The organism is Arthrobacter sp. TmtSoilC77, from assembly GCF_059739415.1.
The window spans coordinates 3,646,748-3,671,983 of the sequence record NZ_AP046050.1; the positions used below are offsets into that span (position 1 = coordinate 3,646,748).

General features: G+C 58.8%; 19 protein-coding genes. 7 read left to right on the forward strand and 12 right to left on the reverse strand.

Annotated elements, in window-relative coordinates; genetic code table 11:
• Window positions 1-108 precede the first annotated feature (108 nt).
• The gene (locus AC6I99_RS16795; RefSeq protein ID WP_497961326.1) at window positions 109-747 is read left to right on the forward strand and encodes a hypothetical protein; all 639 of its coding nucleotides are present in this window, start codon (window positions 109-111) and stop codon (window positions 745-747) included.
• A gap of 48 nt (window positions 748-795) precedes the next feature.
• Here the strand turns inward: AC6I99_RS16795 and AC6I99_RS16800 are convergent, their stop codons facing one another.
• The 3 genes from AC6I99_RS16800 to pdhA are packed head-to-tail and all read right to left on the reverse strand — an operon-like array spanning window position 796 to window position 4,555.
• Window positions 796-2,241 (reverse strand): dihydrolipoamide acetyltransferase family protein, encoded by a 1,446-nt coding sequence (locus tag AC6I99_RS16800; RefSeq protein ID WP_497961327.1) that lies wholly within the window; start codon window positions 2,239-2,241, stop codon window positions 796-798.
• Window positions 2,242-2,243: 2 nt separating this feature from the next.
• Entirely contained in the window at window positions 2,244-3,344 is a 1,101-nt protein-coding gene (locus AC6I99_RS16805) for an alpha-ketoacid dehydrogenase subunit beta (protein WP_497961328.1), read from the reverse strand.
• Entirely contained in the window at window positions 3,341-4,555 is a 1,215-nt protein-coding gene (pdhA, locus tag AC6I99_RS16810; protein WP_497961329.1) for a pyruvate dehydrogenase (acetyl-transferring) E1 component subunit alpha, read from the reverse strand. Before pdhA ends, AC6I99_RS16805 begins: the two co-directional genes overlap by 4 nt.
• 171 nt (window positions 4,556-4,726) lie before the next feature.
• Here pdhA and AC6I99_RS16815 point away from each other — a divergent pair, with 171 nt between their 5' ends.
• The 6 genes from AC6I99_RS16815 (at window position 4,727) to AC6I99_RS16840 (ending at window position 14,434) form a co-directional block, all read left to right on the forward strand.
• Entirely contained in the window at window positions 4,727-5,191 is a 465-nt protein-coding gene (locus AC6I99_RS16815) for an Lrp/AsnC family transcriptional regulator (protein ID WP_224165120.1), read from the forward strand.
• Window positions 5,192-5,250: 59 nt separating this feature from the next.
• Window positions 5,251-5,820: a YdcF family protein gene (locus AC6I99_RS16820; protein ID WP_497961330.1), complete on the forward strand. Its 570-nt coding sequence runs from the start codon at window positions 5,251-5,253 to the stop codon at window positions 5,818-5,820.
• 719 nt (window positions 5,821-6,539) lie between these two features.
• The gene (locus AC6I99_RS16825; protein WP_497961331.1) at window positions 6,540-7,688 is read left to right on the forward strand and encodes a hypothetical protein; all 1,149 of its coding nucleotides are present in this window, start codon (window positions 6,540-6,542) and stop codon (window positions 7,686-7,688) included.
• A 634-nt stretch (window positions 7,689-8,322) separates the two neighbouring features.
• Entirely contained in the window at window positions 8,323-9,483 is a 1,161-nt protein-coding gene (gene wecB, locus AC6I99_RS16830; protein ID WP_497961332.1) for a non-hydrolyzing UDP-N-acetylglucosamine 2-epimerase, read from the forward strand.
• A 67-nt stretch (window positions 9,484-9,550) separates the two neighbouring features.
• Window positions 9,551-12,457 carry a CgeB family protein gene (locus AC6I99_RS16835; RefSeq protein WP_497961333.1) on the forward strand — a complete coding sequence of 969 codons (2,907 nt, stop codon included), beginning with the start codon at window positions 9,551-9,553 and terminating at the stop codon, window positions 12,455-12,457.
• A gap of 42 nt (window positions 12,458-12,499) precedes the next feature.
• Entirely contained in the window at window positions 12,500-14,434 is a 1,935-nt protein-coding gene (locus tag AC6I99_RS16840; protein WP_497961334.1) for a glycosyltransferase, read from the forward strand.
• A gap of 50 nt (window positions 14,435-14,484) precedes the next feature.
• Here AC6I99_RS16840 and AC6I99_RS16845 read toward each other — a convergent pair whose 3' ends face one another.
• From AC6I99_RS16845 to AC6I99_RS16885, 9 genes are all read right to left on the reverse strand, one after another.
• Entirely contained in the window at window positions 14,485-15,348 is an 864-nt protein-coding gene (locus AC6I99_RS16845) for an SGNH/GDSL hydrolase family protein (protein WP_497961335.1), read from the reverse strand.
• A gap of 99 nt (window positions 15,349-15,447) precedes the next feature.
• A complete protein-coding gene (locus AC6I99_RS16850) occupies window positions 15,448-16,452 on the reverse strand; it encodes an FkbM family methyltransferase (RefSeq protein ID WP_497961336.1) in 1,005 nt (334 codons plus the stop codon).
• Window positions 16,453-16,536: 84 nt separating this feature from the next.
• Complete coding sequence (gene wecC, locus AC6I99_RS16855; protein WP_497961337.1) at window positions 16,537-17,829, reverse strand: UDP-N-acetyl-D-mannosamine dehydrogenase; 1,293 nt, start codon at window positions 17,827-17,829, stop codon at window positions 16,537-16,539.
• 15 nt (window positions 17,830-17,844) lie between these two features.
• Window positions 17,845-19,734 (reverse strand): glycosyltransferase family protein, encoded by a 1,890-nt coding sequence (locus AC6I99_RS16860; RefSeq protein WP_497961338.1) that lies wholly within the window; start codon window positions 19,732-19,734, stop codon window positions 17,845-17,847.
• A 1-nt stretch (window position 19,735) separates the two neighbouring features.
• Window positions 19,736-20,629 carry an ABC transporter ATP-binding protein gene (locus tag AC6I99_RS16865; protein ID WP_497961339.1) on the reverse strand — a complete coding sequence of 298 codons (894 nt, stop codon included), beginning with the start codon at window positions 20,627-20,629 and terminating at the stop codon, window positions 19,736-19,738.
• The gene (locus AC6I99_RS16870; protein WP_497961340.1) at window positions 20,616-21,503 is read right to left on the reverse strand and encodes an ABC transporter permease; all 888 of its coding nucleotides are present in this window, start codon (window positions 21,501-21,503) and stop codon (window positions 20,616-20,618) included. Before AC6I99_RS16870 ends, AC6I99_RS16865 begins: the two co-directional genes overlap by 14 nt.
• Before the next feature lie 21 nt (window positions 21,504-21,524).
• Complete coding sequence (locus AC6I99_RS16875) at window positions 21,525-23,255, reverse strand: glycosyltransferase family 4 protein (RefSeq protein WP_497961341.1); 1,731 nt, start codon at window positions 23,253-23,255, stop codon at window positions 21,525-21,527.
• Entirely contained in the window at window positions 23,252-24,523 is a 1,272-nt protein-coding gene (locus AC6I99_RS16880) for a glycosyltransferase family 4 protein (protein ID WP_497961342.1), read from the reverse strand. The genes AC6I99_RS16875 and AC6I99_RS16880 overlap by 4 nt, the downstream gene beginning before the upstream one ends.
• A gap of 3 nt (window positions 24,524-24,526) precedes the next feature.
• Entirely contained in the window at window positions 24,527-25,084 is a 558-nt protein-coding gene (locus tag AC6I99_RS16885; protein ID WP_497961343.1) for a hypothetical protein, read from the reverse strand.
• Window positions 25,085-25,236 lie beyond the last annotated feature (152 nt).

Below are 25,236 nucleotides of genomic sequence, written 5' to 3' on the forward strand. Positions count from 1 at the left end.
CTTAATCCTTGGTCGCTGGCTGGGCACCTTCGAACGCCCATCGAGGTTCCAAGAAACGTTCAATGCCGTACGCTGTTCAATCGCGTTGAACGGGCTAGAAAATTGAACATGGACCCCGACGTTCTCTTCGAAAACTTTCTCCGCCAATGCCGGGATCAAGGTTGGTTCGCTAGACGCATCGGCACCATCCGTAACAAACCACTCCCCAACTACAGGCTCCGCTTGGTGATTGAGGACGTAGAGGCCACACTGAACGCCGTCGAAATCGCTGAGCATCCACTACCGCCAAACTTGGCTCTATCCGTCGCCCGAGCGAGCAACGCGAATTTCGTGCTGGCCCCAAAAATTGGTCCCGTGCTGAGCTCGCAGCTCCGCAGCATGCAAATCAACCACGCTGATCTTGCTGGGCGCACGCACAAGACCAAGGATGCGGAAGACATTGGGACGGCGCTCACCTGGCTTGCCGAGAGCCCATCCGATGAGGACTACATTTACAACAATGAGTTTGACCTATTGGTTTCTAACGACTTCGACCTGACTTTAACGATGAATGAACTCTTTGGCAGGCATATTGCCGGCCTACTCGAGGCGCCTGAACGAGCACGACTTCTGGAAAAAGTTCATGAGCTTGAGCCGGAGAAATTCATTGGCGACCTTCACCGGGGCCTGTACCGCGGAAGTCCGCCTTACAAACGCAACGAAGCCGCCCAGCAATTCGCAGCACTGACAAAGGGGCTTGGCTCTTAGCGACAGTCCCAGAGGGGGTCGGTGCCAATCGGCACCGACCCCGTCCGTCTACATATCCGCGAGCGCCCCACCTGGGTTCTCGATGGCGTCGGCCACATACCGGAGGAAGCCAGCTGCTGTCTCGCCGTCGCACACGCGATGGTCGAAGGCGAGGGTCAACTCGGTAACCTTGCGCACGGCAAGTTCACCGTTGACCACCCAGGGCCTGTCGATGATGCGGCCAACACCGAGCATCGCAACCTCTGGGTAATTGATGATCGCGGCCGAGCCATCTACGCCGAACACGCCGTAGTTGTTGAGCGTGAAGGTGCCGGAGCCGAGCTCAGTGGGCGTGGCCTTGCCTTCCCTCGCCACCGAGGTCAGCCGCCGGATCTCGGCGTCCAACTCGCGGGCGCTCAACTGGTGCGCGTTCCGGACAGACGGCACCACAAGACCGCGATCCGTCTGGGCTGCGAAACCGAGGTTGATCCCGTCGAAACCGACAATCTCTTGGGAGCCGTCCTCGCGGACTTCAAAGCGCGTGTTCAGCGCCGGGTACTTTTTTAACCCAGCTGTGACAAATCGGGCGATGAAAGCCAGCAAGCCTGGTGTGTCATGCGGGGCGCGCTTTTTCAGTTCAGCACGCATATCAAGCAATGCTGTGGCATCTACGTCCACCCAGACCGTCGCCTCCGGGATCTCCGTGCGGCTCTTGGCCATGTTCGCGGCAACTGCCTTGCGAACTCCACGGACCGGGGTCCTGGCCGACACAGCCAGGCCGGTACGGGAGTCCAGATCACCTTCAGCAACCTGCACTGATACAGGACCAGAAGGAGCCTCAGGCGCTTCCGGTGTGGAGATCGCAGCTTCCACATCCCGGCGCATGATCAGCCCACTGGCACCCGAGCCCTGGATAGTTTCAAGGGAAACACCGTGGTCCCGTGCCATCTTCCTGACGAGCGGCGAAATGACGGCACTGAGCTTGCCCGGGATGCGTGTTCCGGCGACAGCCGGCTCGGAAGCAACCGGCGTTTCGGCCCGGGCCTCCGTTTCGGGATCGACGACGGCGAGGCCCGCCTTCCGCGGACGGGTCCGGCCTCCAGTCACGCCACCAGGAGTGCCGTATCCGATAAGTACGTTGCCGGAACCAGCTTTCTCCTCCGTGCGATACGTCTCGGCGGCCGCATCAACCTCGGACGAGGCCACGATCCCAGTCGAGACCGCATCTTCGGCAGTGGATGGAGTTTCCGGCGCAACAGGAGCCGCGCCGGAACGAGCGATGGAGATCAAGGGCTTGCCGACGTCGAGCGTTTGGCCTGCCTCACCGTGAAGCTCCGCCACGGTGCCCGCATAAGGCGAGGGCACCTCCACCATGGACTTGGCCGTCTCGACTTCAGCGATCGGCTGATCGACCTTGATTTCGTCCCCGACTGCGACGAGCCAGTTCACGAGTTCGGCCTCGGTGAGGCCCTCCCCCAGGTCCGGCAGACGGAATACCTGCATATCTGAGCTCATGGTCAGTCCTCCCATTGAAGGTCGTCGACGGCGTCGAGGATGCGGTCGACGCTTGGCAGGTAGTAGTGCTCCAACTTGGGAGACGGGAACGGAACATCGAAGCCCGTCACACGGCGGATCGGTGCAGCGAGGTAGTGGAACGCACGTTCCTGGACGCGGGCCACGATTTCGGAGGACACGGAGGCGAAGCCGTGCGCCTCGGCGATCACGACGGCGCGTCCCGTCTTACGCACGGACGCGCAGACGGTTTCGTCGTCGAAGGGTACGAGAGTCCGGACGTCAATGACCTCGAGCGAACGGCCCTCTTCGGCGGCAGCGGCCGCTGCTGCGAGCGCCGTGGGAACGGAGGGACCGTAAGCAATCAAGGTCGCGTCAGTGCCCTGACGAGCGACAGCCGCGCGGCCCTCGGTGGAGGTGCCGGCGTCGTGCTCTGCGCGCAAGGCGTCCAGGTCTACCTGGTCCTTGGACCAGTAGAGCTTCTTGGGCTCCATGAACATCACGGGATCATCCGAGTCGATGGCTTCGCGGAGCATGCGGTAACCATCCGCAACGGTGGCTGGTGTGTAGACCTTCAGGCCGGCGGTGTGGGCGTAGTAGGACTCGGAGGAGTCGCAGTGGTGTTCCACTCCCCCAATGCCGCCGGCGTATGGAACACGGATGACCAGGGGCATCTTGAGCTTGCCCTTGGTGCGATTGTGCATCTTGGCGACGTGGCTGACGATCTGTTCGAACGCCGGGTAGGCGAACGCATCAAACTGCATCTCGATGACGGGCCGCATGCCGTTGATGGCCATTCCCACAGCCATGCCGACGATGCCGGATTCTGCCAGCGGAGTGTCGAAGCAGCGCTGCTCGCCGAACTCGGCCATGAGGCCGTCGGTGATGCGGAAGACACCGCCCAGCATGCCGACGTCCTCGCCGAAGACCAGCACGGAGGAGTCGGCACGCATGGCATCGGCCATCGCTGTGTTGAGCGCCTTGGCCATGGTGATGGACTGAGGGCCGCTCGCTTCAGCGGTAGCTGCAGCGGATGCGGCGGCGCTTGCGGTGGCGGCGCTGACGTTGGCGGTGGTTGTGCCGGTGGCATTGGTGGTGACGGTCATTTTGCGCTCTCCGTTCCGTGTTCGGCGCTTTCAGCGCGGGCGAGTTCGTCAGCCAGCAATTCAGACTGTTCTTTCAGCTGTGGGGTGGGCTTGGAGAACACGTACCTAAAGAGGTCCAGCGGCTGTACGGGGACGTCTTCACCGAGGCCCTCGCGCAACTGGGTTGCCACGGCTTCTGCATGTTCGGCAATGCGCTCATTGGCGGCGTCGTCCAGAAGTCCCTTGTGCGTGAGATAGGACTTCATTCGGCTCAGCGGATCCTTCGCCTGCCATTCAGCCACCTCGCTGTCGGGGCGGTAACGCGTGGCATCGTCGGCGTTGGTGTGCGCCTGCATGCGGTACGTGTGCGCCTCGATCAGGAGAGGTCCGGAGCCTTCGCGGGCCAGCTTCACTGCCCGGTCCATTACGGCGAGGAGCGCGACGAGGTCGTTGCCGTCCACCCGCTCACCGGCCATTCCGTAGCCGACGGCCTTGTGGGCCAGCGACGGCGCCACCGACTGGTGGCTGAGCGGAACGGAAATCGCGTATTTGTTGTTCTGTACGAAGAAGATGACCGGCAGGTGGAAGACTGCCGCAAAGTTCAGGGCCTCGTGGAAGTCGCCCTCACTCGTGGCACCATCGCCGCACATGGCCATCACCACGGTGTCCTCACCGCGGAGTTTGGCGGCATGCGCGACGCCGACGGCATGCAGCAGCTGTGTGGTCAGCGGTGTGCACTGGATCCCGACGTGGTGCTTCTTGGGGTCGTAACCACCGTGCCAGTCTCCGCGGAAGATCGTCATCGCTTCGACAGGATCCACACCACGGGTCATCACTGCGACGGCGTCGCGATACGTCGGGAAGAGCCAGTCACCTTCACTGAGGCACATGGCAGCCGCCACCTGGCAGGCTTCCTGTCCGTGGCTTGACGGATAGACAGCCATGCGGCCCTGCCGGACGAGCGCAGAGTTCTGATCGTTGACACGACGTCCGACGACGAGCTGCTCGTAAGCAGCCATGAGTTCAGCATCGCTTGGCGTGGGGTACTCGTGGCCGGGTTCGGTGCCCTGCTCTTCGTGGGAGCGGAGGGTTCCATCCGGATTCACCATTTGGATCTGGTGCCGGGCGGGCAGCATGTAGTCCTCTACGCTGATGCCGAATTTTCTCTGGACGTCAGCAGCTGTGTCCTCTACTGCCGTTTCCGGCGCAGTGTGGTCTGCGTGGATCGTCATTGGTCCGTCCTTCTCTAGCCACTATGTGCTTCCAGTATGTTCCGGACGGAGGTTTCGTATCCAGCTTTCGTTCAAATCATGGAAGAGCATGCAGGAAGTGGCTATTCTGAAAGACGAATTGCAAATGTGAGCTGGGTAACGAGCCAGTCCTGTAGACGAATTGGAGACCACGTGAGCGAGACCGAGGCGGAGCAGACTGCCGTGCCCCTGGATGATGTTGACCGGGACATCATCCGCGAGCTCACCACTGACGGCCGGATGTCCATTACGCAAGTGGCCGAGAACGTGCACATCAGCCGGGCACATGCGTACTCGCGCATTGCGCGGCTTACCGGCGAGGGGGTCTTGACCAAGTTCACGGCATTGGTGGACCCGATCAAAGCCGGCCTGCGGTCTTCCGCCTACGTCACCCTCAAGGTCCAACAGCATTCCTGGCGGGAACTCAAGGAGCTCTTGCGGGCGATCCCCGAGGTTCACCACATTGCGCTGGTGGGCGGCGACTTTGACGTCATCCTGCTGGTCCGCGCCACAGACAACATCCACCTCCGCCGTGTGATCTTCGACCAATTGCAGTCCATGGAGGGAGTGCTGGATACCCAGACTTTCCTGGTGTTCGAGGACGTTGATACGCGGTAACTGCCCGGGTGGCAGGCGCCACGTACGGAACGCACATTTGAGGACCATAGACTGTCCCCGTGCCCCTCAAAACCGCCTCCGTCACGCGCGCCGCGCTCTGGGCTGCAGTGTCGGTCGTGACGATCGCGCTGCTGTGGCTGATTGCCGCTTTTCAGTTCTTTTACAGCCCTCCGAGAGCAGTGCCTCATCGGACCGACGCCATCGTCGTTTTGGGCGGGTTAAGTAGGGAACGACTTCCCGTGGCCCAGGAACTCCAGGAAAGCCTGGACATCCCCATTTTGGTGGTCTCCACGACCGGCCTGTCCGGCAACGTGGAGGGCGACGCTTTGTGCCATGAAGACGACGCACCTGACCTGATTTGTTTCCGGCCCTCACCGCTGAATACGCGAGGCGAAGCCAAGGGCGTTGCGGAGCTGATCGCGCAGAACGGATGGAAGTCCGTCACCGTGGTTACGTCCGACTACCACCTCATGCGGGCAGGTACTTTAATGCGGCAATGCACGTCTACTGAGATCCAAATGGTCGGCTCGCAACCCGACCTTTCAGCCGCGGCATGGCTGGACCGATTCGTCGTCGAAACGGGTGGGCTCATCGACGTGTGGATGCAGCCGGAGTGTTCTCCTCACTAGTGGGACACTCCCGGATTTTCGGTTTCACGGCACAAATTCGATGTGACAGAGTTCGTTAATTCCTGCCGAACCGCGCAAAAGAACTGTCACAAAATTTCGTTGACTTTCAGACGTATCGTCGTACGTGAAGGATTTCGTCAAGTTCTTGAATTCGACAAGCATGCCGGTCATCCTTTTGCCATAGGTCCAAGGTCTCAGCCCTACGAGCCCAAGGATCCTCCGTGGCAAAGTTTAAAGCAGAGACGTACACCTTCAGCACGAGCAATGCCCGACATCTCACTGCCAGCCTCTTGGCCGCCTTCGTCTTGGTGATGGGTTTCCTTCACGGATCCACAGCCCAAGCTGCACCCTCCCCGGTTTACCCAATAAGCGGCTACTTCATTTTCGGCAGCACGAGTGATGACGCCAACTTGAAGAAACTGACAGATATTAAGTCTGTCGGTGGGGATACCGTCATAACATTTGGGTCGTCGCTAAAGCCTGCCACTTTGTCAAGCGTCCCAGCTGCGTGCTCCATTAACGGTGTCAACTGTGCCACCGCCGCTTCTGCCGGCGTAGTCGTGAATCGATATTTCACATATTCCGATGGAAATCAGTGGGGGACGCCGGCACTGACATGCCCTCGAGACAAAACGGTCACAAGCGGTACGAGCGTTTTCACCGTGCTGGTTCTCCCGTCTCAAGGAAGTGGGTGCACGTCCTCAAATGGTTCATACGACGTGGTGGTCATCAGCGGCCAACAAACATCCATAACTCTGTCCGTAGCCAAGGCGGCAACCACCCTGGGGATGAAGTTCTACGCAGGCATGCCCGCGCCTGTGAGGAGCACCACGGTGACATACATACCGGACCTTACCTACCAATCAACGTTCACAAACTTCACCGCCAGGTTCCTGCAGTATCAGGCAAAAGTTAATAACGTGGCAGGTCTGGCTGGGTTTTACCATCACACGGAGATGCCTGTAGGCAATGGTTCCGTATGGAACGCCGTCTTGACGGTGTACTCGATTCAAAACGCCGCCATCGCAAAATACATGCCAACGCGCTCGGCATTGATCAGTCCATACATTGACTCACGCACCGCCTATTCTGCCCACATCACCCTGGACCAAGCCCGGCAGGGCATTAGGAACATCGCCGGGACAGCGAACGGTGTTCGGCTCGCGATCGCTCCACAAGACGGTATGGGGACCGGGAAGGGTGCGGCGTTCTTTAGCAGCGACAGTGGAACCAACGTGGATCAGTTCGCAGCCTCCATCGTTGGTCCTGGCACTTGGGGCAGCCAATATGTGGCATCCAGTCGCGATTACTTCGCCGCAATGGCCGAAGGAATCGACGGGACCGGTGTAGAGCTGTGGGCGAACATGGAAGGTATGGCGCCAGCAACCAGCCAGAACCAATGCGACGGCAACTATCGAGGACAGAGCTTCAAGGCTCGTCACGACAGGCAACTCCAGGTGCTGGGCAACTCGCCCGTCAAAATCATTTCGTACATGTGGGATCCGTTCTACACCTGCACCGGGACATGGGCCCCCTTGCTCGACCAGATGAAGGCGGGCAGCATGACCCCCGTGATTACCGATTCGATCTTCTATGGCAATGGAGACGTCCTGGTCACTGGGCAAAACCTCAGCGGCGGCACAGTGCAGGTGAAATGGACCGACAAGTACGGCCGCGTCTTCGACAAGACCGTCACGGCGATTAATTACAACCCGAGCTATGGCAAGCAGCGAGGCATCAATCCACGCCTGGAATCGGTGACCGCAAGACTAGGCGGCACGTCCCTTGGCTCCGGCAAGTACTACTACATCAACGTAACCAACGGTTCTGGCGCCAAGAACGACGCGCTCTATTCCGACCGCGGCTAAGCGATGCCGGAAGGGCGGTCCAAGTGCTGAAGGTGCACCAGGACCGCCCTTCAATGGCGACTTCGCCGTTTGTCGGCATACAGATAATCCATGCCGCTAACGGTGCGGCTGGGAGGGCCTCTTCTGCCCAAATGTGGCCCCTTGCTCCTCGGATGCAACAATTGTGCGTGGCCATGTTCCATCTGGACGCAGCTGAGGAGTGAAGACGTGACAGATACTGTCCGCCAAACGGCGGCACTTTCGCCGTCCCCACGACACATGCGCAAACGTCGATTCCTAGGGGATGTTCCCACATCTACTTTGCCCGGCACTCAGGGCACCGTAGATAGCGCTCGTTCAGAATCCAGGCTCTCAGCCTCTCCGAAGCCGGCGCGGCCTGCCCGCGGTAGCACTGCGCCCAAACCCACGGCTTCTTCTGAACCGAGCATCAGTACTGGATCACGGAAAGCCAGCCCCCGGCAAAAGCGGCTGGTAGCCCTGACCATTGTGATACTCGTCTCTATTAGCATCCCGCTACTGGTACTGACCTTGATGTTTGCAGGTTGAGGCATGTTGGGCGTCGCACACAATTAATCACCTCGATTGGCTGTGCGATAGCATCGGTTGATCAGCCATTGCCTTCCCGGGGGAATCCATGCAAATCGTCATGCCAATTTTCGGTACTCGCCCGGAAGCCATCAAAATGGCTCCGATCGTCACCGCCCTTCAACAATCTACCGATTTCGATTGCGTAGTGACTGTCACAGGTCAACATCGCGAAATGCTGGATCAGGTCAACGAACTCTTCGGGATTATTCCAGACCACGACCTAAACATCCTTCAGCAGCGTCAGTCCCTGTCGGCGATTATGACCAGGACCATCGATGGCCTGGACAAATTATTCAGCAGCAACAAACCCGATGCTGTCATTGTTCAGGGCGACACCACGACGTCGACTGCTGCCGCCATCGCGGCTTTCTATCACGGTATCCCTGTTGTTCATGTCGAAGCCGGGCTTCGAAGCGGCGACTTGTACTCTCCATTCCCGGAGGAGGCGAACCGTAAGATCACCAGCCAGATCGCCAGTTTGCATCTCGCCCCGACCAGCACCAGCAAAGCCAATCTGCTGGCGGAAGGCATCAACGAGGCTGACATCGTCGTCACCGGGAACACCGTGATCGATGCGCTCCTCACCACAGTCAATAAGAATGTCCCTTTCACCGATCCCAAGCTCGAAGAGCTTGCGGCCAGCGGCCGCCGGATCCTTCTGGTCACCACGCACCGCCGCGAGAATCAAGGTGACGCCATGCGGGGTGTAGGGCGCGCTTTGGCCCGAATAGCCGAAGCCGAACCGGATCTTGTCGTAGTGCTTCCTGCACACAAGAATCCAGTCGTCAGAGAAGCAGTCCTGCCGGCAATCGAAGGTAAGGCAAACGTGATCGTCACTGAGCCGTTGGCTTATGGCGAATTCACACGGATGCTGTCCCTCGCGCACGTAGTCCTCACGGATTCCGGTGGAGTTCAGGAGGAAGCACCCAGCTTGGGAAAGCCTGTCCTGGTTATGCGCGACAACACGGAGCGTCCCGAAGCTGTTCACGCTGGCACCGTCACTCTCATCGGCACGGACGAGGAGACGATCGTCAAGGAAGTTGATCGGCTCCTTAATCAGCAGGATGCATTTGATGCAATGGCAAATGCTGTAAACCCCTACGGTGATGGCCAAGCGGCCGAACGCACGGTTGCGGCAGTGGCGGAACTCCTGGGAGTAGGGACCAGGGTGCCGGAATTCGGCACGGAGATCCAGATAGTCCGCTAGATCGACGGCGACGCCCCTCGCCAACAATCTAGATCACTCCCCCAAACCCAGAAATTGGAGTCAAGCGTTGCTACGCAAACTCTTTGACCGCCAGGAAATACAACCGCACAGCATCTGGACCGGCGAGGACACAGCTCAGCCGCGATCTTTTGTGCTGCTCGACTCAAACAGCGACCCCAACGCCCACTTGGTGCTGCGCAAACGGCCTTATGAAGTGCGTCTTCAGGTGGTTCCAGGTTCGGAAGTCGCCGCCTCCTTCCAAACAGTCAGCAATCCCGATCAGCACGGCACTAAAGCCGGGATTATCTGGGTGAAGTTCCTTGACTCGAGCGGCACTGAGGTCCCTAGCAGGGGACGAATCAGCAAGGGCCGCCAGGGCAACTACGTCTACATTGTTCCGAACGCTCTCGGTGTCTCTGAAACTACTTTGTTCATCCCTATGGACTGCACCGAAGTAGTGCTCGGTTTCGCACTCTGGAAGGGCTATCCCGGTAGCCTGTCCTTGACAAATGCAGTTCGTGTACGTCATAACGTTCTCCCGCCCTTCATGGGATCCCGCCAAGCCGGCGCCGGGGATCTCCGGTCAAATCGGATATCCGTCTCCCGTGAGCACGGCACTGCGTCCGAAGTGGGTTTGGGCAGGGAGCCGCTCAGCCTCGACATTTCGACACTTGACGCGAAGCACCTAAGACTCCAAGGCCAATTCGTAGGTTCCGAGCCGGTTGGGCTCAGGGATGCCGTGGTCCTCTTCAGGTTCGCCGATAAGCACGGGGCCGAAGTGGGAAGCTTGACGGACGTTCCCCGTGGTCCCGTCGGCGAGTACATCTATCTGGTGCCGGATTCCTCTGGTGCGTTTTCGTTCGAGGTCCATGCCCCATCAGATTGCGCCAGTGTGCGGATGGCTTTCGCGGCCTGGCATGCGGAGCCAGGCAGACTCAGGCTTTTGAATGCCTTGGACATCGTCGAGTTGGAGGCAGAATCCGCTGACGACCTCCGCCCAGGCTTCGGTCCTCCCCAGGCTAATGGCAAAGCCCTGCACTTCGATCGATTGCATGAGCTCGGAGCCAACGTGGCAGTGACTTCCCGGGCTCGATGGGCCAGAATTCCACTGACCGACATCAAGGGCCCCCAGATTCAGGTTCAATTCTCGGTAATTCCTCAGGTCGAAGGGTTGTCCAAGAAGAGCGCGCTGGCACTCCTGGAATTTGCTGACAAGGACGGTGGCCGGATTTGCCCCGCTGGCCTCCCAACATCCGAGGAGCATGCCTACAAGTACATCGACGGGCGCCGCCCAAACGATGTGTCCCTGACGTTGAGCGTGCCTCGAGGCGCAACAGAGATCCGCGTAGGCACGGTGCTCTGGGAGGCTGCCGCGGGAGAGCTGCTGACGAGCAATCAGATTTGGGTTAAGGCACTTTCAGCGTCGAAGCAGGTTCCGGCCAGGAAACAGGCCGGGGGTACTCCCGCACTCGCCGTAATCGATGACGCAGACGAGGCACCACGGCGGGCCAGGGACTTGAAGGTCGCCCTGATCGCAGACGAATTCACCTATAACTGCTTCAAATACGAGTTCAAGCCGATCATTATCGAGCCTCACAACTGGCGTGAGCGTTTTGAGGCAGACCGGCCCGACATCTTTTTCTGTGAGTCTGCATGGTCGGGCGTGGACAGTGAGAAGCGGCCGTGGAAGGGCCGCATCTACGCCAGTTCCAACTTTGCCCGGGAGAACCGTACCGAACTCCTTGAGATTCTGGAGTGGTGCGACAACGAGGACATTCCGACTGTCTTCTGGAATAAAGAAGACCCCACGCATTTCGATGACAAGGTCCACAACTTCATCGACACAGCGGTGAGGTTCGATCACGTTTTTACCACTGACGTGACGTGCGTTTCCCGCTATGAGGAAGAGTACGGACACTCAAGTGTTCATTGCCTTCCATTTGCTACACAACCAAAGCTTTTCAATCCGATAGAGACTTCCCCGAGGGCCCCAGGAGTCTCGTTCGCCGGCAGTTGGTACGCAAACCACCTTGACCGCTCCAAAGAGATGGAAGTCATTTTCGATCAGATCCTCGATGCCGGCATGGACCTCCGCATCTTCGATAGATTTTGGGGATCGGATGACGAGCTGCACCATTTCCCCGAGCGCTATCGTCCCTTCACCAACCCCGCCGTTCCGCATTCAAAAATTGCCGACGCCTACAAGTCGACGACGCTTGGGCTCAATATCAACACCGTGACGTCGTCGCCCACTATGTTTGCGCGCCGCATATTTGAACTCATGTCCTGCAATACTTTGGTCGTCTCCAACTACTCCGAAGGCGTGGCCGAATTTTTCAAGGGCCGGATACTGTTTGCTGGTGACGGCCATTCAGACGTTCAGGACCTGGACACCGAAACTGCGGATCAGATCAGGCACGCTGCTCTCCATGACGTGCTTGCGCATCACACGTATGAACGGCGTTTCGAACAGATCCTGGACAGCATCGGCTTTGACTACGCCAAATCGCACCGCATGATCACGCTGGTTTGTCCAGTGGAAAGCGAAGCTCAACTCAACCAGGCCATCGCCCGCCAAGGTGAGTATGTCGACGTCGTCGATCGGGTGGTCATCGTTCTGGGACGGAGCTTCCAGAAGAGCGACGCATCCTATTTCCAGGCCAAGTATGGCCGCTTTGGTGTCGTGATTCTGTCATGGGCCTGGGCTGTCAGTGAATCTCTGGACCCCACCACGTTTATCAGCGGCGATTCGTTTGCCCTCATTTCGCCTGATTCGGCGGTCAGCGCAAAGGCAATCTACGAAGCCTCACTACATCGCGCTTACGTCGACGGTCCGGTGGTGATCCAGTCCGGGGAACCGTACCGCTTCAGCGCCCAGCACGCCGTCGAGGAAATTGTCGCGGGCCCGGCCTTCTTCAAAAAAGCCGTCGTCAACTACGGCAAAAACATCTCCGACAATTTCTACCTCGTCTAGGGGTTGAATCAGCCATTGCAAATCCTTGAGGATTCTCCGGATATGAAGCTCAGCATTGTTGTCCCCTGTTACAACGCAGAAACCAAGATCGGACTCTGCCTGGAGTCGTTGGAAGGCATCGATCTTCCTGAAGACTCCTTCGAGGTTGTCTTTGTGGACGATCGCTCCACCGATGGAACATTTGCCTTGCTCGAGGAGAGGGCCCGGGCACATTCAAACTGGCGGGTCGTGGCATTGTCCTCCAACAGTGGTTCGCCCTCGCGCCCCCGCAACGTTGGTACGTCCAAGGCTTCAGGGGAATACGTCTTCTTCCTCGATTGCGACGACGAGGTTCTGCCGGAAGCACTGCGCCAGCAGCTGGAACTTGCCACACAGGAAGATTCAGACATTGTCAGGGCCTCCTTGTACACGGTGGAACGAGGAAAGAAACCCCAACTGGTTAACCGGGTGGTGGACTTTCACAGTGCAGCGTCCAGGACTGAGAAGATCGCCAAGATCGTGCGCGATCAAAGTACGACAAACTCGTCGTTGATCCGTCGCAGTCTGCTCATCGACAACGGCATTATCTGGCCGGAACACCTGCACATGGGAGAAGACACTGTTTTTCTCAATAGTGTCTTGGCGGTGTCCCAGAACATCTCCTACCTTGATGAACCAGCCATCATTTACCACAAGACCATCGGATTTGTTCGGTCCACAACACAGCAATACGGTGCCCGCGAGCTGGCTTCGCATCTCGAAGTATGGGAGAGCGCCGAATCCACCCTCGCGCACGTTGGTCTTAGCTACATGGAGATCAGGGGCCACGTCGCGCTTAGGGTTGCGCTGGAATCCATTTACAGGTTCAACCGCGGTGACATTGATGCCGGTCTGTTCTCAAAACTTTCCCATCTTGTCCAAGACAACTGGGCGGCCATCAGCGGCAAGCCATATCGCGCCCGAATCCGTGAGACGCTCGAAATTATCAACAGCGGCAATTACGAAGACTTTCAGCAGAACATTAAACAGCGTGTCCTCATCGCCGGCATGGATTTGAAATTCATTTCTCCTGCTATTCCATCGCTGCGCGAGCACTACGATGTGAAGCTGGACGAGTGGACCGGGCATGATTCCCACGATGAGAATCAAAGCCGGGAGCTTCTGGAGTGGGCAGACGTCATCTTCTGCGAATGGCTTCTGGGCAACGCAGTTTGGTATGCAAACCACAAGAAGGCACACCAACGGCTGATAGTCCGGCTCCATCGATTTGAACTCAATGCGAGGTTCGGGCATCTGGTAGATCAATCCAAGGTGGATTGCTTCATCTCTGTGTCACTTCACACCAGCGAAGACATGGTCCGCACGTTCGGCATGGACCGAACGAAGGTTCGGATCATACCGAACTACCTCGACGTCAACGCCTATAAAACCAGTAACGATCCAAGCAAGACCAAGAGGCTTGCAATGGTGGGCATGCTGCCCAAATTGAAGGGCTACCACCGCGCACTTGAACTTCTCCATTACTTGAATGCCCACGGCGAGTACTCCCTCACCGTCTTTGGGAAAGGGCCGCAAGACCTCCCCTGGGTCTACAAGAACCCTGTGGAGCGCGACTACTACGAGCAATGTGAGCAATACATTGTGGATCACAACCTGGCTGAAAAAGTCACCTTTTCCGGCTGGGTGGACACCAAGACAGCTTTGGCTGACTTTGGATTCGTGCTGTCCCTCAGTGACTTGGAGAGTTTCCATGTGGCCCCGGGAGAGGGATTCGCCTCAGGAAACCAGGGAGTTTTTCTTCCCTGGCATGGGGTGGACTACGTTTACCCTGAGGACTACATTTTCGAGGATGTCTTCGGCATCCGCGATTACATCCTCGAGAACCAGGATCTGGACGTATTCAATAAGAATGCAGAGCCAGGCCAGCGGTTTGTTCGTGAAAGGTACTCACTCGAGGCTTTCATCTCCCTTGTCCAGGAGGCCTTCGAAGAGGTCTAAACGGCGCTGCCGGGGTCAGGGCTGCGGCGCTTCGGCGCCGTAGCCCTTTCTTAGCGGCTGATGAGAACGCGCAGTTGATCGGCCAGCCAGGCACCGAAGAAGTCATGCCCGGCATCGTTCAGATGAAGTTCGTCGTAGAAGGCCGACGGCTTATCCAGAAATTCAGCGTCGGCGTCGATGAATTTGACGCCGCTATCGGCGACAAATCGCTGCACGGCCCCGCGTATATCTGCACGCCGTTGCACAAGTGAAGTGTGCTGGTCCTCAGAGATCATTCGGTGATAATACGAGTCGGTGGCCCACTGTGCATTGCGGTGGGGTGACGTCACAAGCACCAGGTCGATGCCGAATTCCTGGGCAGCCCACACGGCCAACCCCAGGATCGAGGTCAGGGCACCGGAACCTCGTGGAAGGTCTGATGCCTCCGGCTCCACGGGCGGGAGCAACGGTGCGTATCTGTCTGTCGGGTACCAGTAGCTGTGGGGACGGAAGTAGATGGGGAGATCCGATTGCGGCAGGAAAAATGCCACCGTGCCACCGCGACCGACCAGTGGAACGATCTTGTTGAGGAAGACATTGAAAAGCTGGAGGGTGGTAGCCCCGGAATACCCGCCGTTCAGGCAGCGAAACCTTAGGCCGTCGTTGGCCAAATGACGTTCGACCTGAGACACGAAGCGGACGTCTTCCGGCGTGAAAGTTGCCTCCACAAAAGAGTCACCGAGAAACACAATCGGTGGGGCACCTTCCGCCGTCTCGTTGCCAGTCATGATGAAACCGTGCTCGTCGGTCCGAACCCGCCATGGCCCATCACCGATGGTTCCGTCAGTTGCTTCGAAGTAACCGTCGGGCCGGTTTCGCATGCCATCCAGGTTAGGCGTAGATTCCTTCAGCCTGATGTAACGGCGCTCTGACATTATGGCTCCCCAAGGGTACGACGGATGACAACCTATCGATCCTATCGGTTGGGCACTGCCGGTAGTTAATTCGACCGACGCAGAGGCCTACTGTCGACCCTATGCTCCCGCGGAGTTTCCGTCGCGCTCCTCCAGGCGGCTGTTGAGTTCCCCAACGAGCCCTTCCAGTTGCTTGACGCGTTCGGACAGTTCCGCGACCGCGGTGCTCGAATCCTGTTCAATGGGTGCCGAAGCTAACCCGTCCTTGAGTGACTTCAACTCTCCGTTGACAAGTCCTAAACGATAGTACAAGTCCCTGGTGGCCCAGTTAGTACGCGTTATCAGACCAGCTGCACGGCGTTCCATGTGGGCACGTTCAAGTGGCGTCGCGGACGGAACCAGGATGTACGTGGGCGTGGCGTTGAATTGCGCCACGAAGGAGTAGCCAGCCTCGGATGCGAACTGCTCAAGCTCGGCCTGCTCAACCGCTGTGGCGGCCTCGCAAGCAATGATCGGCCTGTCCCTTGCGATCAAATCGACCGCGCCCTTCAGGACCGCCACATCCATTCCCTCAGCATCAACCTTAATAAGGGCAACCCGTTGCCGGATGTCCTCCACGTCAATGGCGCTCACCGCATATTCGCCGTCCGAGGACACCGCAAAAGTAGTCGCACCAACGTTTTTAAGGTCGAGTTTATCCAGTGTGGCTCGTGAAGGTTTCTCCCCCAGCGCCACTCGGCGAACTTCAATATGATCTTGCAGCGAATTACTATCGACGTTGCGCTGCAAGATATCCGCCGCAAGGGGCAGTGGCTCAAACGAGATAACCTTGGCTTCACATACGGCTGCGAAGTACAGGGTATGGTTGCCAATATTTGCGCCGACGTCCAGGACTAAGTCCCCGGGCTTGAGATACTCGGCCAACGTTCCAAGGTACTGCCATTCATAGAACATTTTGGACGCATCAATCATGGCAGCGATGTGGTCGCCCGCCACGGCTTCAATGAGGATTCGTTTGCCGTGATGTTCAATAGCTAGCGACGTTGTTGCGATTGATTCAGTCGAACTGTCCATGGTTTCTCTCGTCGATAAAACATATCCCGCGTTATTGCTGGATTCTCTCACAACCAGCTGCCGAATTCAGAACCCGGCTGCGGCTTGTGGATCAACAACCGCGTCCGGGCGGAGTACCCGGACGCGGTAAAGCCCCTAAAGAGTAATGGTGGCCTCGACGCCCTTGGACGTCAGTTCGCGCCAGATTCCCCTTGTGTCAACGATTGCCTTGCCTGCAAGAAGACCTGAATCAACGTTCTTGAATTCGTCATGGTCCACCAAGACGACGATGACATCTGCCTGGGCGATCGCATCTTCCGTGTTTGCAAGTTCAACATTGCGTCGGTTGGCGAGTGCCTTGGGCAGCGCCTCGACGTGCGGTTCAGCAACGAGAACCTTGGCGTTGGGCAGTTCATCTGCCAGGGAGGCCGTGATCCCAATGGCCGGAGACTCCCGAAGGTCATCAATGTTGGCCTTGAAAGCCAACCCGAGCGTAGCGATCTTTGCCTCGCTGCCAAAGGACCCGGCTGCTTTTCGGACCTGTTCCACCACCCATTCAGGTTTGGAATCATTGACTTCGCGTGCTGTACGGATCAGCTTGGATTCAGTGGGTGCGGCGGCCACGATGAACCAAGGATCAACTGCGATGCAGTGTCCACCGACACCAGGGCCAGGCTGAAGGATGTTAACCCTCGGGTGATGGTTTGCCAATCGAATCAGCTCCCAGACATCGATACCCAGCTTGTCACTGATCACTGAAAGCTCATTGGCGAAGGCGATGTTTACGTCGCGGTAAGAATTTTCAACAAGCTTTGCCATCTCAGCCGTGACATCGTCCGTCACCAGGATTTCGCCTTGGCAGAAGACAGCGTAGAGGTCCTTCGCCAGTTCAGCCGCTGCGGAAGTAATGCCACCGACAATGCGGTCGTTGGTCACAAGTTCGATCATGACCCGGCCAGGGAGTACTCGCTCCGGGCAGTGCGCAAAGTGGATAACCGGTGCTCCGGCCGCCCCATCCAAAGAAAGGTCCGGCCGCAGGGCCAGGATGTACTCGGCCAAGTGGCGCGTCGCACGCGGAGGGGACGTGGATTCGAGGATGACGAGTTCGTCGCCGACCAGCTGGGGTGCGATCCCACGGGCCGCGGCCTCGATGTAGCTGAGATCCGCGGAGTGGTCCTCGCGGAATGGTGTTGGCACAGCCACGATGTAAGCCTGCGCTGCTGGAGTTTCCGTCGTCGCCCGCAGATTGCCCTGGCTGACTGCTCCGGCAACGTGAACGCCCAGATCAGGCTCAACGAAGGGAACCTCGCCGCGGTTAACGGCGTCCACGGTGTTCTGATTCACGTCGACACCGATGACATTAATGCCGTTGGTGGCAAGGATGGCTGCAGTGGGCAATCCGATGTAGCCCAGTCCGATAACTGCGACAGTCTTACTGGTGGTGGTCATTTTGTCCCCTATTTTTTAGACGGTTATGTGTTCTTTGGGATCTCCAAAGAACTTGATTTCGCCAGAAGCCGCCAATTCATCGTCCGAGATGTCCCAAGTGTGTCCTTCTGCCTGACGCATCTGGCAGAAGTTGAACCTGTCGGCGGCGTAGATGGAGCCGCCAGCGGTGGCAACTGATTTCAAGAATGCAGTGTCCTCACCCCGGTTGAGAGGCTCGAATGGGTGTGCCTTGAAAACCTCGGTGCGAGCCGTAATGGTTGGACCCATCACAAACCTGCTGTACTGATGCTCCTTGTGCGGCATACGCAAAACCGTGGCCTGAGTTGACACAAAGTGCATGTGGTGCGCATGCTTCCCAACGACGTCGGCCTTGGAATAGTCAAGTGCGTGGAGCATGTCTGCAAGGTAGTTCGGACCGTAGTAGTCGTCGTCATCCATCTTGGTCAGGACGTCTCCTGAAGCGGCGGCGACACAGAGATTGAGGCATTCCCCCAGCGTCGTCCCGCGGGGCTCCGTCAGCACTGTGTAACGCTCCACGCCGTACTTTTCCGCCAAGGAAGCCGCTCGCTCGGATGTGATCTCAAATCCGTGAGTCAGCAGCACCAGCTCAAGATCCACTCCTACCTGGCTTCCAACTGTGGCGAATACATGCTCAAGCTGATGAGGCCGGATGGTTGGTACCAAGGCGCTGGCAGAAGGAAGCCGGACGGGTCGGCTGCGGTCCGGCAGGGCAAAAGCCACGATGGTCTCGGCCCTATGGGCATAGGTATTCCCTGCCCAAATGCGTCGCTGGCCCTTATGGACTACCCGATCATTGAGCTCCGGGCTTCGGGCCAGCATACGAATCTGGTGCTCGCCTTGTCCTTGGGATTCGGCTACAAACACTTCATCCGGTTCGAAGAATCGTCTGATGGCATTGCTCGGGGCGGAAACGACTGGCGTGCCTGAGGCGGTGATTTCGAAAATTCGACGCGCACACATGCTGGGCGAGTCGACCACCGAATTCACGTTGAGGAAGACTTTGTAGGCCCGGTAGGCCGTGAGCATGCTGGCATAGTCCAGGCTTCCAACAACGTTCTCGGAGAACGGTACCGGGAACTGGTAGTTCGAGTCCCCGCCCAGTTGCCGTGAGAAGATCTCGAGGACAGGGCCGGACTTGGCAGACGCATCCCGGGCCGCCGTCAGGAGCATGTCCATCTGTTGCCGGCGTTCCGGATATTTGTGCGCAAAATACATACCGGCGAAGGCTACTCCCCGGGAGTGCCGTCCCTGCCCCACGCGTATGGGGTTGTGGATGGCTGGCTGCGCAGCAAAAGGAAGAGCCTCGATCCGGTCGTGGCCCAGATCCTCCTTGTAGAACGGGATCCGGCCGGAATCGCTGGTAAAGACCACGTCGAACTGACGCGCCGCAGGCAGGAAGTCTTCGTAATGGGGTGGGTCTTCCTTATTCCAGAAGACTGTCGGAATTGATCGTTTTCGGCACCATTCCAGAAGTGCCAGAAATTCAGGCTTGGGGCCGGATGTTCCCGCAAGCTCATACTTCCATGACCCTTGGTTTCCGTTCCATGCGGATTCAACGAAGAGGAAGTCAATCTCAGTCTCGTCGAGTTGCTGCAGCCACCGATCTTTGCGGAGATGGAGCAGATTCCACTCGAACGAGAACGCCGCTGACGAAAAGTCGTCAAGAATCACGCCGACGGTCAGGTCCGGGCGTCGCGGCTCCCGGTCAGGAACCCGGTACGGGCCGAAGATTGGAGGGCCATCTTGTTCTGTCTGTTGGCCCCCTGATCGGTCTGAGTTGATGCGTCGGTCTATCCTTTTCCGACGGAGCCATTCCTTGAATTGATCCAGTCCGCCTTCGCGCAAATGCCACACTGCCTTGCGGGCTTCAACCATCATTTTCATCTCAGCGCCCTTCCATTCGGCGTCCGCTGGATCTCTCCATGATTTGAGTGGCCACGAGGTTTGCCCTTGCTTCGTCCCTGATCCGTGCGGCAGTAATGTTGTTGCCCTTTGAAAGGTTCGAGGAGAATTCCTGGTACAGATTGGTGGTTTCTTCGGATGTGCCGTCCATGATCAGTTCGCCCTTATCCAGCCAAATCACGCGTGTGCACATGTTCCGGATCGTATCGAGACTGTGACTGACGATGAACACACAACCGGCCTGGGCCCGCAACTCATCCATGCGTGCCTTGCTACGGTCGTTGAATTGGGCATCGCCTGTATTCAAAGCTTCGTCCACCAGGAGGATCTCCGGGTTGACTGCGGCGGCAATGGCGAAACGAAGCCGCGAGGCCATGCCCGATGAGTAGGACTTCATGGGAAGGTAGATCGCCGAGTCCAAGCCCGACACTTCAACGATGCTCTCGAAGCGCTGATCGATTTCATCCATGTCCATACCCATGGCGAGGCAACCAAGGACCACGTTCTGGTCACCTGACAAATCGGGAACAAGCGCGGCGTGAACACCCAGGAGGACGGGCGTGCTTGAGGCGTACACCGCTCCATCCGTGGGTGCAGCCTGTCCGCTGATCAGTTTCATCAGGGTGCTCTTGCCGGAGCCGTTACGGCCGATAATGCCTACGGATTCCCCGCGCTCCACCACCAACGAAAGTTCCTTCAGTGCGCTGACCGTCACCAGGTTCTCGCGTCCCAGAAGCTTCCGGAGACTTCCCCGGATACCTTTCCGGGTGGACGTGGAACGTTCAATGGAGGAAGGCACCTTATAGGTCATCTTCACCCGGTCCACCACTACGCAGGGCGGTCCGTCCAGGAACACAGCCTCATCAATCGCGACCATAGGTCTCTTCCCCTCTCCAGAAGAAGATGAATCCAACCAGCAGGGCCGCCAATGAAACCACAGCCAACGTAGCCCACGATTCCCACGCAGGAACCCGGTCGTAGAGGACGCAGCTCCGGACGATATCAATGACGTTGAACAGTGGATTGAACTTCATGATGGCGAGCAATGTGGGCTCATGAACAAAGCGTTCATACGAGTAGAAAACTGCAGAGCCGTACATCCACGCGCGGATCGCGAAGGGCAAGAGGTGCGTTACGTCATGGGCAATCGAAATAATCCTGGCAAGGATCATTCCGATTCCGAGGTTGAAGATGAATTGGAGTAAGAGGGCAGGCACGATCAGCACCCAGTGCCAGCTGATCTTCTCCGCGGGAGGCAACACCACGATCAACAAGAGCATGCCCAGAACCAGCGGGACAGACGAAAGGAGCTCCCTGATGTTTGCGCCCAGCGGAAGCGCGGCACGCGGGAAATTGAAGGCCTGAACAACAGACTTTCCGTTCCGGATGGAGCGGGCACCTTCCATAATTGCTCCGGAACTGAATTGGAACATGAAGATGCCGACAATCAGGTACCCAATGAAGTTTTCGATGCCACCGCTCGTGTTGAGCAGCATGCCGAAAATCACGTAGTAAGTGAGCCCGTTGAAGACCGGGTTGAGCAGGAGCCAGGCGCTCCCCAAACGGTCTTTTCGGGTTCCCGTCTGCACGCGGGCACGGGCATCGTAGAAGATGAACTGCCGGTAATCCCACAGCCTTACCAAGTAATCCAGGAATCCGGGCCTGGAACCCACCCTGGACAACTTCCGCATGTCCACGGACATCGGTTGGATGGCCGCGGGCGGCGGAAGCTTTGCTTTCTTCGCCGACATCAGCTGACCCTCCTTACGTTGTTAGACGCCCAAATTTTCATAAGCCCGGATGTATGCCTGGGCATTTGCCTGCCACGTCCTCGTAGCCAATACTTCCTGCCTGCCAGCGGCGCCGAGCCGCTTCCGTAAACCTTCATCATCAAGCAATTCGTACAACACCTCAGCCAGTCCCCCGGGATCTTCAGCGTTCGCCACCCTGCCGTTTACGCCGTCGTGCACTATCTCCCGTAAGGCGTCCAGGTTGCTGGCCACCACAGGCCGGCCGGAGGCCAAGGCCTCCACAGGTTTGAGCGGCGTCACGGCCCGGGTAACAGCCAGGTCCTTGCGCGGAACCACAAAGATGTCCAACGCCAAGTGGTAGAGGCGAGCCTGCTCCGCAGGGACGCGCCCAGTGAAGATGGTCCGTTCCGAAAGTCCCAGGCGCCGGACTTGGTCCTGAAGAGCGGGCGCGGCAGTGCCGTCTCCGACTAAAACCAGCTTCAACTGTGGCAGTCGTGGCGCAAGCAGCGCAAATGCTGTGACCAGATCGTCAAGGCCTTCATAGTCGACAAGGCTGCTTACTGTCCCGATATAAAGCCCGTTCGGGTCCAGTCCCAAAGCCAACCGCGCCTCGCCCTGGTCGAGCGGTTCAGACAAGTACGCGCCGCCCACGGCGTTGGGGCAGATCAGGATTTTGCTGTCCGGGACGCCCATGGCCACGATGTTGTCTTTCATGGACTCGCCGAGCGTCACCACAAGGTCCGCGCTCTGCATGACGTCGGCTTCCCGTTCGGTAAAGAGCTTGTACCGTTCGCTCCGGCGGGCTTCCTCGCCACGCGTTGACGCCCACGTGTCAGCCAGTTGTCCTCGAACTTCATATGCCCACGGGACGTCCAAGGCGTTTGCGACTTCCCGGGCCACCAGGCCGTTGACGAAGTGGGTGGTCGTATGAAGGACCGACGGCCGGAAGTCACGGGCGAGGGACAAAATGCCTTCGGCCTGCTGCTGCAAGCGACCATCCATGGACGGCTTCATGCGCTCCGGCAGGAGACGTTCGTAGCGCACGCCGTCAACAACCTCATGCTGCCGCGCCGTCAACGCGCCGATCTGTACGGGGTAGCCCAGGCGCGTTACAGCCAGCGCTTCCCAACCAGCGTCCTGCTGGGCGGTCAGGATCGAGTGGCTGCGCCGGGCATAGCCGCTGCCGGTATGCGGCACGGAGTTCGTCAGCAGGTGCAGGACCCTGCGCGGTTGCGGTTTCACTGCAGATGACGTCAGCGTTGGACGCCACCCTTGGAAGACGCGGACTTCGGACTCAAGCCGCTGCCGCTGTTTCGCCATGCCGCCCCGCTCGCAAGCGAGGACGACGACGGCGCCGCTCATGTCGCCGTCGTACCACTTGCGTCTGGCGAGGGTCGCCGGAGTCCGGGTCGCCCGTGCGGCGAGGGGCAGGAAGACATCCGCCCACGCTGGCTGTCCGGCAGCGACGGCTACTTCCGCGGCCTTGCGGGCGCGGTCGCCATCAAGACCGGAACGGACGGCATGTTCAAAGCGACGGGTGAGCCCGGCGGTATCCCCCGCCGCGTGGCTGGCCAGCAGGAAGAAGGGACGGGCCGAATTAGGCGCAAGCCTGGCCAGGAAACGAGCAACCGGCCTGACGATCCTGGACGGCAGCCGGCGAAGGACCTGGAGGAACAAGACAAAGGGCGACTCAGTGAGGTGCTCCGATACGGTTCCTGCAGTCAGGGCAACGTTCTTGAAGAGTTGGATCACGCAGTCCCCCGAGCGTCCGCGGGCTCCGGATTCACCAACGAGGTTATCGAGTCCATGTATCGCAGGGCCAACTGCGCATAGTCGGCGTTGTCCCTGACCCAGTCGCGTCCGCTGGTGCCCGAGGCAAGCCGGCTTCGGTCCTCGGAAAGCTCCCGCCACAGCTGCGCCACTGCTTCTGCGTTCGCTGCGACGACGTCGCCTCCCCCGGCTTCAATGATGATGCGTTCGGCTTCACCCCGCACCACTGCCGTGACGTGCCTGCCAATGGCCAGAACCTCGTAGGTCTTGGAAGGGACAGTGGTTTCGAACGATTTCCAGTCATCACGGAGGGAGACAATGCACGTGTCCGCCTCACGGTATTTGTCCATGACGGCCTGACCCTGCAATGACGGGAAGAAGGTCACGGGCGCATTGAGCTCGCGGGCCAATCTCACCAATTGCGGGCGGCTGGTGCCGTGACCCACCAATGTCAGGTGGAATCCTTCGCCCAGCAGCGCGCTTGCCCTGATGAGGATGTCCAGGCGCTGGCTTTTGCCATGATTTCCGAGGTACACGGCATGGAAGACGTCGCGTTCCAGGGCAGGTGGCTCAAGGAAAGGCATGGAGTCCAAATCAAGGCCGTTGCTGACGGTAATGACGCTCTTGATGCCGCGGTCCCGCAGCGTCTCGGCGAAACCGTCGGTAACGGTGACCACCAGGTCCGCTCGCTGCTGGACGAACTCGACCACGCGCTCCACAAGGCTTTTAACGCTGCCCTGCACGATTCGCGCGTCACGGGCCAGGTCCGGCCAGGCGTCCCGCATCTCGACGATGAATGGCACCTTGCGTAGCCGGGAAAGTACGTATCCAGTAGCCAGCGTTGGGAGGCTCGGAGCGGTGGCGATGATCGCGTCGGGTTTCTTGCCGCGCAAACCTATCGGAACGGACATGACAGCGGAGAAGAGTTGATCAACGAAGCGTGCCAGTGGCGAGGTGCCAAGATGCCGAAGGTACGGCACGCGCCGGATGGTTTCGCCGTGCGGGCCTTCCTGTTGGGCAAAAGCGAATCCGGCCTTTCGCCGGGGCAGATCCCGCTTGCCGTTGGGATAGTGCGCCACGGGAGCGACGACGTCGACGTCCCAGCCCGCCTTCCGGAATTCCCGGGTCAGGGACAGCCAACGGCGCTGCGGCGGGCTGTGCTCCGGCCAATATGAGTGGGTGAGCAGCATTAGACGCAACGGGGATGCAGGATTTTCGGCAGCCGCATCCCTGGGGAGGGAGGTATCCATGGACTACTTGCCGTTGAGGCGGGGTCCGCGGATCCCCTTTGAGCGTAGGGCACGGAAGTACGCAAAGCCCAGCAGCAGCAACACCAAGACCGTCAGGCCTTGGACCAGGGGGTTGTTCTCCGCGACGGGAGCCAGGGCCACCTTCAAGGGGCCGGTGATGTCTGCGCTGACAACTGGCGGGGCGGCAGTTTTGGTAGGAGTGGGCGTGGGCGTTGGTTCAGCCGTGGCCGTTTCGGTCTCTGCCGGGACTTCAGGCTCCACAAAGACGTTCTCAATGGCGAGTTCAGTTGGGACAGCAGGAGCGGGCGACGTAACGGGAGGAGTCACACCAGGCACTTCCGCAGGCGGAGCGACCGGCTCGACGACGGGCGGCACCACGGGTGCGGGAGCTGGCTCTTCGGATGGCTGGGCAGGAGCCGTTGGCACAGGTTCCAGAGGGGTGGGAGGAGACGACGGCTCAAGAACGGGCGGGATGACGACCGGGAACGTAGGCTCGGGCGCAGGCGATGGGTCTGCCGGCTGTTCCGTGTCTGTGCCGGGGCTGGTTACCGTGGTGGCCATGGCCGGTTGGGTACCAAAAAACCCGAGTATGGCCAACATGACGACCACCAGTGCGGCTTGAACACGTCTGATTCCGGTGCCCAACGTTCCCCCCGTTAATATGTCGTACAGAACGCCAGCAGCGTCCGTTCCAGCGCGTCCACCTGAATGAG